We start from the raw sequence: 12891 nt of genomic DNA on the forward strand, positions 1-12891 counted from the left end.
TTGGTATGATGACAGGAGAGGCGAGGCAGGCAGCAGGCGAGGAAACCTCGCCGGAAGTCGCGGTAAGATTGCTGCGGGTGGTCACGGCAATGGTCGAGGAGACCCGGCCGGGACGCGCGGGTCGGGTGAGCCTGGCCAGCCATCTCGAGCGGGATCTGAGCCTGGACAGCCTGGCACGCGTCGAACTCCTGCTGCGTGTGGGCAGCGAGTTTGGTACTTCGCTGCCCAACGCCGCGCTCGCCGAGGCCGAAACGCCGCGCGACCTGCTGCGTTTCATCGCCCAGGCTGCCGGGCTGGAGGATTTCCCGGCGGCGCCCGTCGAGTTGGCTTCTCCCGCCGTGCTGACCAGCTTTCCTAGCCAGGCGGCGACGCTCGTCGAAGTCCTCGAATGGCATGCCGAACACCATGCCCAGCGCACGCACGTGCTGCTCTACGGCAATGCGGGCGGCGAGCAGGGCGCGTTTCGGGCCGTGGCGATCACCTACGCCGACTTGCTCGCACGGTCGCGCCGCGTCGCCACGGGACTGGTGGCGCGTGGCCTGCGACCGCGGCAAGCGGTCGCCCTGATGCTGCCCACCGGGAGCGACTATCTGACCAGCTTTTTCGGCGTGATGCTCGCTGGCGGCATTCCCGTGCCGATCTATCCGCCCGCCCGACTGGCGCAACTCGAAGACCACTTGCGCCGGCACGCGCGCATCCTGGCCAACGCCGAAGCGGTGTTCATCATCACCGTGCCGCAAGCGAAAGGAGTTGCCGCCTTGCTGCGTGCCGAGGCACCGGCGCTGAGCGATGTCGTCACCCCGGAAGAGCTCGATGGCGAAGCGATGACCCTGCTCTACCGAGCAGCCGCCGACGACATCGCTTTCCTGCAATACACCTCAGGCAGCACCGGCGACCCGAAGGGCGTGGTGCTCAGCCACGCCAATCTGCTCGCCAACCTGCGCGCCATGGGCGAGGCCATCGAGGTGACCAGCGACGATGTCTTCGTCTCATGGCTGCCGCTCTATCACGACATGGGACTGATCGGCGCCTGGTTCGGGTCGCTTTACTTCGGCATGCGACTAGTGCTGATGTCGCCGCTTGACTTTCTCGCGCGACCGGCGCGCTGGCTGCGCGCCATCTCGCATCATCGCGGCACGCTCTCGCCGGCGCCCAACTTCGCCTATGACCTGTGCGCCAGGAAGCTCGCCGACGCCGACCTGCAGGGGCTCGACCTGTCTTCCTGGCGCCTGGCGCTGAACGGCGCCGAACCGGTGAGTCCGGCAACGCTGCAAGCCTTCGCCGAGCGCTTCGCGCCCTACGGCCTGCACACCGAGGCGATGACGCCGGTCTATGGCCTGGCCGAGTGCTCGGTCGGCCTGGCCTTCCCGCCACTTCGGCGTGGCCCGCGCATCGACCGCATCCAGAGGGCAGCCCTGGTTGACCGCAAATGCGCGCTGCCCGCTGCCGGCGATGAAGCGGATGCGGTGTCCGTTCCCGCCTGCGGTCGCGTCTTGCCGCGGCACGAGATTCGCCTGGTTGATGAGCAGGGCTGCGAAGTGCCGGACCGACGCGTCGGGCGCCTGCAGTTTCGCGGCCCCTCGGCCACCGCAGGTTACTACCACAACCCGGTAGCAACACAGGCCCTGTTTCAGGAGGGATGGCTGGACTCGGGCGATTTCGCCTATACCGTCGCCGGTGAGATCTATCTGACCGGCCGCGTCAAGGATCTGATCATCCGCGGCGGGCGTAACCTCTATCCTTACGAACTCGAACAGGCGGTCGGCCAGATTCCCGGCGTACGCCGCGGCTGCGTCGCCGTGTTCGCCAGCCGCGACCCGGTCAAGGCCACCGAGCGGCTGGTGGTGATGGCCGAAACGCGCGTGGAAAACGAGGACCAGCGGGAGGCTCTGCGACAGCAGATCAACGCCGCCGCCGTCGAGGCCGTCGGCATGCCGGCCGACGAGATCGTTCTGGCACCGCTCAATTCGGTGCTCAAGACTTCCAGCGGCAAGATCCGTCGCAATGCCACGCGCAACGCTTTCGAGCGCGGTCTGATCGGCGCACGCGCGCTGCCTGCCCGGCAGCAGATGCTGCGCCTGGCCGCCGCCGCGCTGCGCGCGCGCCTGACCGAGGCGGCGCAACGGGTCGCCAGACGAATCTACGGCACCTGGTGCTGGGCCGTTTTCCTGCTCGTCAGCGTGCCGGTTGCCGGACTGGTCGTCCTGCTGCGCGCGCCAGCGATCGGCCGCTGCGTCGTCCATCACGCGGCGCGAATCTTCCTGGCACTGACCGGCATGCGCCTCTGCCCCACTCCCCTGACGGCTCTGCCGACGACGCCGCACCTGCTGCTGGTCAACCACTGCAGCTACCTCGATACTCTGGCTCTGTGCGCCACGCTCCCGCCAACGCAGGCCTACTGCTTTGTCGCCAAACGCGAGTTCGTCGCGCAGCCGGTGATGCACGCCATCCTGCGCGCGCTCGGCACGCTGTTCGTCGAACGCTTCGAGGCATCGAGAAGCGCCGAAGACGTGGACGAAATCGTCGCCGCGCTCGGGCAAGGTCAACGCGTGGCCATTTTCCCCGAGGGCACCTTCTCGCGAGAAGCCGGCCTCAAACCCTTCCGGATGGGCGCTTTCGTCGCCGCAGCGCGCGCCGGAGTGCCAATCCAGGTCGGCGGTCTGCGCGGGACGCGCAGCGTTCTGCGCGACAAGACCTGGCTGCCGAGACACGGGCACTTGGCTTTCGAACTCGGGGCAGTACTGGTCCCGGAGGGTGACGACTGGGCTGCGGCGGTCCGGCTACGTGATGCCACCCGCCGGGAGATGCTGCAACTCTGCGGGGAACACGATCTGGAACGGTGACGGCGATCAGGCGGCGCTGAGGCCTGTTTCGAGGCACTACTCCTGGTCGCTGGCACAGGTGGCGATCTGTGTGGTCAGCATAGGCTTGGCGCTGGTCAAGGTAATCTCGACCGCTATGCTGTGTTCAGTTCTTCGCGCAGCACTTTGCGCAGCGTCGCCACCGTAATTGGCTTGTCCTCGGCTTCCTTGCTCGCCGCATCGTCCACCACAGCACGTAGTGCCGTGTTGATCATTGTCTGGTATCCCGCACCCAGCGCCTCTGCCCGCGCTCGAAAGAACTCGATGACTTCGTCGTCAAGCATGATCGTGATGCGGGTCTTCCCCGTTGAGGGGATGACCGCACCCCGCTTGCCATTGCTGAAATCATATTCCTTACGCATCGTATTGCTCCGCTTCGCCTTTGCTGGCCTTACGCGCAGAGATCAGCCGGGTTCGGCTCTCGCGCGGTGAATGGACGACGACCAGGACCCGTCCGAGTGCGTCCATGCCCAGCGTTACGAAGCGCTGCTCTCCCTCTGCGTCAGGATCTTCGATGGTGACAGCCATCGGGTCACGCAGTGCTTGCTCGGCATGGGCGAAGCTGACCTTGTGTTTGGCCAGATTGGACTTGGCCTTGGCTGGGTCGAACTCAATGTCCATCGGCGTATTATGCGTATATTATGCATATAGTCAATCGCGACGAACTGCTGAATCGGTTACTGGGCTGATCGGATCGGAGGTAACCGAAGTCGCCGGCCGCTGTCCCTTCGTTGTTCGAGTTCAGACCGGATCCGTGGCACGGCCGCGGCCAATCCAGTAGGGGCGCAGCATGCTGCGCCCCTGCAAGCCTACGCGATCGTCAGCGTCCGCACGCTGCCAGTGACGGTACCGTTGCCATTGCGCACGCGGGTCCTGAGCTTCACGCTCTGCCCGACCGAGAAAGGCCCGATCGCGTTGCCGCTGGGGTCGGCGGCGATGCTGTGGGTTCGCGTCCCTCACCCCAACGAGCTTTAGCCCTCGCCTTTAGCCCTACGCAGGTGACCACCTCGCCTTTGCGGGTCATCAAGGGAACTGCAAGGGCTGCCAGTCGTATGATATGCTCGCAAGGTATCCAACAACAACGAGGAGGGATCATGTCCACGTCACACGCTACGCCCTTTCGACGCACCTTGCCCACAGGGGTACTTTGCATCAGCGCTCTACTAAGCGCATGCGCCACACCCTATAGCGAGGCGCCACTGGCGACCAACTTCGCGACCACCAAACAGCCCAAGCTACAGGCAGGGGCGCACTGGAACGTCATCGCAGGCAGCGCTGCAGAGACGCTGATCGCCTCGCTCAAGACTGGCCGTGGATGCCTCGCGCCAGCCCCCGAGTGCACACGGGTTTACGTGCAACCGCCGGCTGATCAGTCCGCTTTTGCGCAGGCCTTCCGCACCGCTTTCGTGACTGCACTGGTCAATGCCGGCATGCCTGTCGCCCGCAATCCCGCCGGCGCGACCCAGATCGATACTGACATCCAGGTGGTGAAATTCTCGCCGAAACGCCCGGACGGGCAGTTTGCCAGCGCAACCGTGCTCTACGCAGGCCTCTGGGGCCTGTCCGGTGTGTGGGAGAATGCCTCTCCCGGCGCTGCCGGCGCACTGGCTTTTGGCGTCTTGGACACCTGGCGCTGGATGACTTCCGAATTCGCGTCCGGACCCACGCCGCAGCTTGAAGTGATCGTTACCGTCTCCGCCAGCGCCGGCGGCCAATACCTCGGCCGCGCGACAAACGTCTATTACGTCGCCGATGGAGACGCTCTGCTGTACGTCCAGCCTCAGCCGCCGGCGCTCTACAGCATCGCGGTCACCGGAGGTCAATGATGATCAAGCCTTTGCTGCTTGCTGGTGCCCTGTCTATCGGTCTCCTGTCCGGCTGTGCGACCGACGCCAATCGTGTGCCGGAGATCACCTACGAAGCCGCGGCCAACAGTCCCTTTGTTGCTACCAATTACCGGGCGGCAGATGCGCTGATCAGCCAATTCCGGGCATCTCCCGATGGTGGCCCGCTGATCGTCGCTACCGTGGTCAATATCGACGCGCTCGACCAGTCGTCAACGCTCGGGCGCCTAATCTCCGAGCAAGTCTCGGCGCGATTTTCCCAGCGTGGCTGGGCGATGGTCGAGATGAAATTCCGCAGTGCCGTTTACATGAAGCGAGGTGAAGGCGAACTCATCCTGACCCGCGAAATAGGTGAGGTTGCCCGACTGAACAAAGCTCAGGCGGTCATCCTTGGAAGCTATGGTGTCAGCGGCACGGTGGTTTTCATCAACATGAAGATCGTCCAGCCCGGCAGCAACATCGTCGTTGCCGCCTACGATTACGTTCTGCCCTACAACAACGAGATACGCAGCATGCTCGTGCGTAGCACCAGGTAGCCTCCCGACCACACCAAACCTCGATTTGCAACAAGCCGCCTTCGGGCGGCTTTTTTCCGCACCCGGGGTCACAAACACACGGGGTCTTGAATCATGCATTAGGCATCGCGTTTCAGCGATCTCCGTGACGGGACGGTGTATTTCGGCGATCGTCGCATACAGATCGAGTGGCGCGCTGAGGTAGAAGAGGCAGTTGCGGGGAATTCGAAGATGACGACGAGGTGGTCCTGAGTCATGGGCGGAAGGAAATCAAAGGGCGCACCGGCCCCGAAATGGATGGACCAGAGTGCGCCCGGATCAGCAAACTCTCAGCGGGGCAAGCGCCAAACGGTCATGACTTCTCAAGACACGCCAAATCATGAAAGTCATGACCGTTTCCCTCCATTGCAGGGCGCATTCCGGCTTGCACGCCGGAATCGCTCGATGGGCGCGGAGCATGCTCCGCGAATTCCCCATCTCGCGCGACTTCCTTAGCGCGGCCGTTGGCCACAACCAAAAATGACGAAATCATTCACGCAGATGTGTCAATTCCTGCGGGGGAATTTCATAGTAGCTTCTTGGACAATCCTGTGGGAGGCGCCGGTTCAGTCAGAATTCCCGCAGGCGCGCGTCGTCGCTTGCCGGCACTCCCCGCTCGACCCTGACCGGGAGAATACCGATCGTGCGGCCGTCCTGGGTCGCGACGATGAAGCGCCAGTCGCCGGGTTGAGGATCGAGCACCCATGAATAGCCGCGAAAGCCGCGATCACGGCCGCCCGTGCTCTGAAAAGGCCTCCGGTACACCTGCCGCCAGCCGTTGGCTTCGTGGACTTCCCAGCGGTGTTCGAGGAGCGCGGTCACCCCCAGCGGCGCAAAGACCGCCGACACCCCGTACAGCCGCCCGCGGGCGGGCACGTGCACGGTGGCCGCCTGATCCCGCCAGAACTGCCACCAGGGGGCCGCCTCTACCTGCAGCGCATACTGGCCAGCCTGCTGCACGAAATTCTGTCCTGCCGCCAGGTCGCGCTTGACCAGGGGCACCGGGGCGATCATGTCGAGAAGCCAGGCCAGTATCAACACCGCCGCCAGACCCCAGGCAGGCAGAATGCGCCCCGGGCTACCCGGTGCAAGCCAGCGCAGGCCGTGCGTCAGCGTGACGCCGGCGGCGGTGGAGACATAGAACCACAGCGGCGACAGGCTTCCCAGGGCATGTGGCAGGACGAAGTTGAACAGGAGGATCGCATTGAGCGCAAACAATGCCCATGTCAGGGTGAAACGTCGGCCGTAGCGATCGCCGACAAACTCGTTGGCGACCAGGAGCGCACCCAGAAACGCCGCCATCAGCCAGGTGCCGATGTGGCCGGAGCTCTTGAAGTAGAGAATGAAGAGCGCCGAAAAGATGCCGCCGAAGAAGAACTGCAGTAGCAGATAGGGCGCTTGCCAGGCCAGCCCTACGACGCGTCCGCGCAGGGACTCGTCGACCGCCGGCGGCGCCACGGCCAGCTCCTCCCGCCGGGCCAGCCAGAGGGTCAGTATCGCGGCGCCGAACAGGAAAGCTCCCAGGCGCCAGAAGTCGATGACCCTGATTCGCTCGCCAAGCGTCAACGCATCCCAGGCGAACCCGCCGAGAAAGGCGAGCACCGGATAGAGGCGCCGCAGGACGGCCCAGATGGGCATGGTGATCAAGAAAGCAGGCGCCTGACGCGGTGGCAATACCGAAGGGTGCGTGAGGTCGGGAGTGTAATCGAATCGTCGGTCATGCGGCGGGCTTGGCCGGGCCGACGGCTGCATTTCTACGCCTGACACGCACCCTACGCCAGCGAGCAAGGCGGGAGCAGATGATCGGCGGCCTGCCCCACTAGGCGATCAAAGGCCCGGTCACCCCCCGGACCTTGTTTCTACCGTCGGTCAGCCGGCAAGAAGCCTGGTACGACACCCGGCTTTGCTCGCCAGGGATACCTACTCAGCGGCCAAGCAACGGCGCCATGTCGGTGGCGTGTTTCTCGGCTTGCTTGGCCGACTTCTTTTCCTTCGGGGTCAGCAGCGGTTGCTTCTTCTGTTCCTTGTTGCCTTGCCTGATCTTGCCCATGACCGTACTCCTGGTGAGCACCTGCAAACGCAGATGTAATTCGAGTATAGGCCGATCAGGAAGTGGAAACCGCTTGCCGGAAAATAAAAACCAGGTGCCTGGGTAATGTCCCTGGCAACGATGCTGAGCATGCCGGCACGAAGCGCGCTGGCGCAACGAACTCCGGCGTCCGTGGACAAGTCGGAAAAAAGTACGCAACGAGAAGCGCTATGTATTCCAGCCAACAGTGTTGGCGCGATGTTGTGCCTAAGCTGTCGTCTGGAATTCAAGGTGGGTGATTGCCTGAACCGTGCTTCCACGGTTGGCATGCCCGTACCGCTGAACTCCTGTTTTCAATTTCAAGAGGAGCAACACCGTGCTTGCTGTAAGCCCAGAACTGATCAACTCTACCGAGATCAACACCCATGCCTTCATGACGCTGTCGAAAATAGCATTTTCCAGCATCCAACGCCTGGCCGCCCTGAACCTGAATGCGACTCGCGTTGCGTTGGAGGACGGCACCACCGCCTTCGGCCACCTGGTGCAGCGCAAAGACGTGCAGAAAGGGCAGCAACTGCCGGGCGGTACAAGCGGGACAGCGAGCAATAACGCGCTCGCTTATCTCAAGGGCGTGCAGGACATTGCCGCCGAAACCCAGGAAGAAGTCACCAAGCTCGTCAGTTCCTACTTCACCCCGCACGGCGACGACTCCAAGCCCAGCGCCGGCTGGCTCAAAGGCTTCGAACAGTTCAAGAGCTTTGCGCAGCAGATTACCGACATGACAGCAGCCAACATTAAAGTAGTCGGCGACGCAACAGCTCGAATCGCAACCGAGGCGGTCTCACAGTCGAAGAATATTGGGATTGCATCACCGCTCAGAACCTAGTTCTAACCCAGGGTCCCCGCCAGACGGGGGTCTTTCGAGGTTTTTGTGGTATTTTGCGAAACGCCGTCAGGCCACGGACGGGCCAGAGAAACGACGACAGAAGAGCTTGCCCATGACGCGCCAGGAATGAAGCAGCCGCTCAGCGCCTTCATCCTCAAGAACGATGCTGACCTCTTCTACTTGCTCTGCAAACGACTTTTCGCGACGAGTCCGGTGCCGGCGTGCGACCTGCGGCTGGTAAAACATGGTAAGACATGACGGAACGCCATTCCGGGCACACCGGTCGGCCAGCGCTGCGCAGTGCGCCGATGACCAGCCGAGCGTGTACACTGTTCTGGTCGATGTCACTGAACGTACACAAGCTGAAACTGAACTCAGGCGCCACCGTGACCACCTCGAAGAACTCCTCGAAGCTGGACGGTTTCCAGGCGACTCGAATCATCCGCAAGCTGCCCAAGAACGAACAGCTACCGCTTGTGGCATTGACCGCCTACGCATTTGACGACGACAGTCGCTACTCACTCACCAGAAAAGGAACCTGCCATGAGCACCGCCTGCACCTCTTGCCAACGCCGCCGCCTGGCTGCCGCGTTCAGTTGCCGACTGGTCGCCGCACTGGCGCTCGCTGGCGCGATAACGTCGGCGTTCGCTGAGGGACTCGTGCCGCCGAGCAAGGGGCAGACGGTATACGTGCCGATCTACTCCGAGATTCGGCACGGCAATGTCGGCTCATCGGGCAGGTCCGAGAGCACGCTGATGGCGGTGATGGTCAGCGTCCGCAATACCGACGCGACCAACTCGATCCGGGTCGTTGCCGCACCCTACTACAACACCGACGGCGTCCTGATCCGGAACTCGGTGCCGATACCGAGAGTCATTCCGCCCTTCGGCACCTTCGAACTGTTTGTCGAACTGCGCGAGAACGCCGGTGGTTCCGGCGCGAATTATGCGATCAAGTGGGACGCCGCGACGCTGGTCTCGCCGCCGACCATCGAGGCGCTGCATTCGAAGTTTCAGGCCGGCTATTCAGTCGCCTTCATTTCGCGTAGCCGCGCCATTTCGGAACCCTGACTCGGCGCCAACCCTGATGCCCGTTACCAACCGCGTGATCAGGCTGACGACGACTCCCGAGGACCACCGTATCGCGCAGCTTGCCGCGGCGGCGATCGGCCTCTCACTGATCGACGCGGCAATCCCACTGCCCTTGCCCGGAGTCAAACCCGGACTGGCCAACATCGTGACGCTGATTGTCCTGGCGCGCCACGGCTGGGTCGCCGCCGCCTGGGTGTGCGGCCTGCGGGTCTTTGCCGGCGGCCTGCTACTGGGCTACTTTCTCGCGCCGGGTTTCTTCATGAGCCTCATCGGCGCGCTATTCAGCCTGCTCACACTCGCCGTCGCCTGTCGACTACCCGGCCGCTGGTTCGGGCCGGTGAGCTGGAGCATTCTGGCCGCCTTTGCCCATATCGGCGGGCAACTCTTGCTGGCGCGACTGTGGCTGATCCCGCATAACGGCCTTTTTCTGCTGGTGCCGTTCTTCGCGGCGGCGGCGCTTGTTTTCGGTATCATCAATGGTCTGCTCGCCGCGCGCCTGCTCGAAGAACTACCTGCCCAGGACCACAAGATCGCTAATGCCAAGGTCGAAAACGCCTGAAACCATCTGTCTGGCCTTCACCGGCGCTTCCGGTATGCCCTACGGCATCCGCTTGCTCGAATGCCTGCTGGCCGCCGGCTGCCGGGTTCAGCTCCTATACTCGCAGGTGGCGCAGGTCGTCGCCCGGCAGGAGATGGGGCTCGATCTGCCGGCACGCGCCAGCGAGGCGCAGGCCATCCTGCACCAGCGCTACCTCGCCCTGCCCGGCCGGCTGGAGGTCTACGGCCGCGAGGAATGGTTCGCACCAGTCGCCAGCGGCTCCAACCCGCCGGACGCGATGGTCGTCTGCCCCTGCTCGATGGGAACCCTGGCGGCGATTGCGCAGGGACTGGCCAGCAAGCTGATCGAGCGTGCCGCCGACGTCGTCCTCAAGGAAGGCCGCAAGCTGATCGTCGTGCCGCGCGAGACGCCACTGTCGACGATCCATCTCGAGAACATGTTGCGTCTGGCGCGGGCAGGAGCCGTGATTCTGCCGCCCAATCCAGGCTTTTATCACCATCCGCAGTGCGTCGACGACCTGGTTGACTTCATCGTGGCCCGTATACTCGATCAACTGGACATCCCCCATACGCTGATGCAGCGCTGGGGAGATCAGGACGCTGCCAGTTGAGCTGGCTTGCAACGGGGATTCCCGGCGCGCCGCTCGCGACCCGCTGGACACGTCTACCGCGGCGCAAGCCGATCGTCTCGTCGCAACGATGAGCGCCGCGCGCTCCTGGCCAATGCTGCTGGCTGTCTTCTGTAGCGCAGAAGCGGCTTCGATGGCCGGTTTTGCGCTGGTGCCGTCGCTCCTCCCCCGACTGACGCAACAATGGTCCTTGTCGGCGACCCAGGGCGGCTGGCTGAGCGGCATTTTTTTTCTCGGCTACATCGTCGCCGTGCCGGTCCTGGTCAGCCTGACCGATCACCTCGATGCGCGGCGCGTCTATCTCGCCTGCGCTGCCTTGAGCGGCCTCGCCATGGCCGGCTTTGCCAGCTTCGCCGACAGTTTCGCGGCCGCCCTGTGCTGGTGGTGGCTAGCCGGGCTGGCGCTCGCCGGCACCTACATGCCGGGCCTGAAGGCGCTAACCGATCGGCTGCCGGTGGCTGCTCAATCACGGAGCACCGCCTTCTACACCGCCACTTTCGGGGTCGGCGCCGGCCTGTCGTATCTGTGGATCGAGTGCGTCAAAGACCTCGTGCAATGGCCCCTGCTATTCGCCATTGCCGCAGCGTGTGCCGCGCTGGCGGTCCTGCTCGTCTGGTGCGCCGTCCCGCCAGGCAAGGCCCCGGAGCCAGCCAGCGCCAGGGTCGGCGATTGGCGCAGCGATTGGCAAAGCGTCTTGCGCGACCGCCGCATCCTGGCCTTCTGCGGCGGCTATTTCGGACACAACTGGGAGCTCTTCGGTTTCCGCGCCTGGCTGGTCGCTTATCTGACCTGGACGCAGACCACTGCGCCGGACCTATGGACGACCATGCCGGGACTGATTGCCGCACTGGCGACCTTCCTCGCGGTACCCGCCAGCATCCTCGGCAACGAGGGCGCGCATCGTTGGGGACGGAGCCGCTGGTTGCAAGGGGTGATGCCTTTTTCCTGCCTTCTGGGACTCGCCGTTGCCTTGTCGGGTGGCCAGTCGAGCCGCTTGCTGGTGCCCTTGCTGCTGGTTTACGCAGCGAGCATGAATCTCGATTCGGCGGCGCTGACCGCCGGACTGCTGATTGGCACCTCGACCGGAATGCGTGGCACGGCGCTCGCCTTGTACTCGTCGATCGGCTTCGCCGGTGCTTTCGTCGGTCCGGTGGCTTTTGGCATGGCGCTCGATGCCTTCGGTCGCGGCAGTCACGCCGGCTGGGCGGCGGGCTTCGTGACGCTGGCCTGCGGGGTGGCGTTCGGACGCTGGGCGATCGGCAGGATCGGCACATTGCCGTCCGAAAGCAGTTCGCCATGAGCAAACTTCCGTGTTTCGTGGGCGTCGCAAGCTTTCAAGGAGTCGTGCGGAGTGAGAGCAGAAGCTTCTTGATCGGCGCCGGCAAGGCCGCCGAGGCCACATTTTCGAACGGCAACCATTCCCACACCGCTTCCATGGCGGACGGGCCGATGATTTCGACATCGGCGTGCAGCACGTCGATGGTCAGGCGGAAATGGGTAAACGTGTGGCTGACTGGCAGCAGGGTTTCCGTCCTCAGCAGACGACAGCCGTGCTGGCGGGCGAACCCTTCAGCAGACTCACCGACCAGTGCTGGCAAGCTCAGCAGCCCACCCCAGATGCCCAGCGGTGGCCTTCGTTCGAGCAGCACGCGCCGGCCGTCGCTGAGCAACAACACCCTGCTGGCACGTTCCGGCAGCGCTTTTCTTGCCTGCTGCAGCGGCAATTCGGCCTGCCGGCCATCGCGACAGGCAACACAAATCGGCTGCAGCGGACAAGCGTCACACACCGGCCGGTGGCGCGTGCAAACGGTCGCTCCGAGATCCATCATCCCTTGCGTATAACTTTCGATGTCGCTTTCGGGCAACAGCGCTTCGGCCAAAGCCCACAGATCGCGTTCGCTCTGCGCGTTGGCAGCGCTGCTTTGAACAGCGAAGCAGCGCGCCAGCACGCGTTTGACATTGCCGTCGAGGATCGCCGCCCGGCAGCCAAAGGCGAAGACGCTGATCGCGGCGGCGGTCGATCGACCGATCCCCGGCAATGTCGCGTTATTTCCGGGATCGGCAGAAAACCTGCCTGAACGCTCGCCGACGATGGTCTGCGCACAGCGATGCAGGTTGCGCGCCCGGGCATAGTAACCGAGGCCAGACCAGAGTTCGAGGACGCTTCCCAGCGGTGCCGCGGCCAGCGCGGCGAGCGTCGGGAAACGGGCGAGAAAGCGAACGTAGTAGGGAATCACGGTCGCCACCTGTGTTTGCTGGAGCATGATTTCGGACAGCCAGATCCGGTACGCGTCGCGCGTCTGCTGCCAAGGCAGGTCGTGGCGGCCATTGGCCTTCTGCCAGGCGATCACGCGATCGGCGAATTGCGCGTGCCGCTGTGGATCATCTGGGGGCATTGTGCGAGGCAAACGTTCGAGGATCAAGAGGCTGGGCGCCGC

13 protein-coding genes are annotated in these 12891 nt (G+C 63.8%); 8 read left to right on the forward strand and 5 right to left on the reverse strand.

Features of this window, described 5'->3' with window-relative positions:
• The first annotated feature begins 5 nt into the window (after positions 1-5).
• On the forward strand, positions 6-2843 hold the full coding sequence (locus ACCAA_RS11040; protein ID WP_186407296.1) for an AMP-binding protein: 2838 nt from the start codon (positions 6-8) through the stop codon (positions 2841-2843).
• A 113-nt stretch (positions 2844-2956) separates the two neighbouring features.
• Here the strand turns inward: ACCAA_RS11040 and ACCAA_RS11045 are convergent, their stop codons facing one another.
• Both ACCAA_RS11045 and ACCAA_RS11050 read right to left on the reverse strand, forming a co-directional pair.
• Positions 2957-3223, reverse strand: coding sequence for a BrnA antitoxin family protein (locus tag ACCAA_RS11045; RefSeq protein ID WP_186407297.1), 267 nt, complete (start codon positions 3221-3223; stop codon positions 2957-2959).
• Positions 3216-3482 carry a BrnT family toxin gene (locus ACCAA_RS11050; RefSeq protein ID WP_186407298.1) on the reverse strand — a complete coding sequence of 89 codons (267 nt, stop codon included), beginning with the start codon at positions 3480-3482 and terminating at the stop codon, positions 3216-3218. The genes ACCAA_RS11045 and ACCAA_RS11050 overlap by 8 nt, the downstream gene beginning before the upstream one ends.
• A 473-nt stretch (positions 3483-3955) precedes the next feature.
• On the opposite strand from ACCAA_RS11050, the gene ACCAA_RS11055 reads away from it, so the two are divergent.
• Entirely contained in the window at positions 3956-4687 is a 732-nt protein-coding gene (locus ACCAA_RS11055; protein WP_186407299.1) for a hypothetical protein, read from the forward strand.
• Positions 4684-5241, forward strand: coding sequence for a FlgO family outer membrane protein (locus ACCAA_RS11060; protein WP_342674052.1), 558 nt, complete (start codon positions 4684-4686; stop codon positions 5239-5241). The genes ACCAA_RS11055 and ACCAA_RS11060 overlap by 4 nt, the downstream gene beginning before the upstream one ends.
• 588 nt (positions 5242-5829) lie before the next feature.
• Here ACCAA_RS11060 and ACCAA_RS11065 read toward each other — a convergent pair.
• Positions 5830-6906, reverse strand: a complete 1077-nt coding sequence (locus ACCAA_RS11065; RefSeq protein WP_186407300.1) for an MFS transporter — start codon at positions 6904-6906, stop codon at positions 5830-5832.
• A gap of 277 nt (positions 6907-7183) precedes the next feature.
• Positions 7184-7309: a hypothetical protein gene (locus ACCAA_RS22475; RefSeq protein WP_281193189.1), complete on the reverse strand. Its 126-nt coding sequence runs from the start codon at positions 7307-7309 to the stop codon at positions 7184-7186.
• 355 nt (positions 7310-7664) lie between these two features.
• Between ACCAA_RS22475 and ACCAA_RS11070 the strand changes: the two genes are divergently transcribed.
• The 5 genes from ACCAA_RS11070 (at position 7665) to ACCAA_RS11090 (ending at position 11753) form a co-directional block, all read left to right on the forward strand.
• Complete coding sequence (locus tag ACCAA_RS11070) at positions 7665-8174, forward strand: phasin family protein (protein ID WP_186407301.1); 510 nt, start codon at positions 7665-7667, stop codon at positions 8172-8174.
• A gap of 543 nt (positions 8175-8717) precedes the next feature.
• The gene (locus ACCAA_RS11075) at positions 8718-9245 is read left to right on the forward strand and encodes a DUF3124 domain-containing protein (RefSeq protein WP_186407302.1); all 528 of its coding nucleotides are present in this window, start codon (positions 8718-8720) and stop codon (positions 9243-9245) included.
• Positions 9246-9261: 16 nt separating this feature from the next.
• Entirely contained in the window at positions 9262-9825 is a 564-nt protein-coding gene (locus tag ACCAA_RS11080; RefSeq protein ID WP_186407303.1) for a Gx transporter family protein, read from the forward strand.
• Positions 9803-10435 (forward strand): flavin prenyltransferase UbiX, encoded by a 633-nt coding sequence (locus tag ACCAA_RS11085; RefSeq protein ID WP_186407304.1) that lies wholly within the window; start codon positions 9803-9805, stop codon positions 10433-10435. The genes ACCAA_RS11080 and ACCAA_RS11085 overlap by 23 nt, the downstream gene beginning before the upstream one ends.
• Before the next feature lie 151 nt (positions 10436-10586).
• Positions 10587-11753, forward strand: a complete 1167-nt coding sequence (locus ACCAA_RS11090) for an MFS transporter (RefSeq protein ID WP_245754541.1) — start codon at positions 10587-10589, stop codon at positions 11751-11753.
• A gap of 34 nt (positions 11754-11787) precedes the next feature.
• Here ACCAA_RS11090 and mutY read toward each other — a convergent pair whose 3' ends face one another.
• Positions 11788-12849 (reverse strand): A/G-specific adenine glycosylase, encoded by a 1062-nt coding sequence (gene mutY, locus ACCAA_RS11095; protein ID WP_186407306.1) that lies wholly within the window; start codon positions 12847-12849, stop codon positions 11788-11790.
• Between the last annotated feature and the right edge of the window lie 42 nt (positions 12850-12891).

This window comes from Candidatus Accumulibacter aalborgensis, from assembly GCF_900089955.1.
GTDB classification, from domain to species: Bacteria; Pseudomonadota; Gammaproteobacteria; order Burkholderiales; family Rhodocyclaceae; genus Accumulibacter; species Accumulibacter aalborgensis.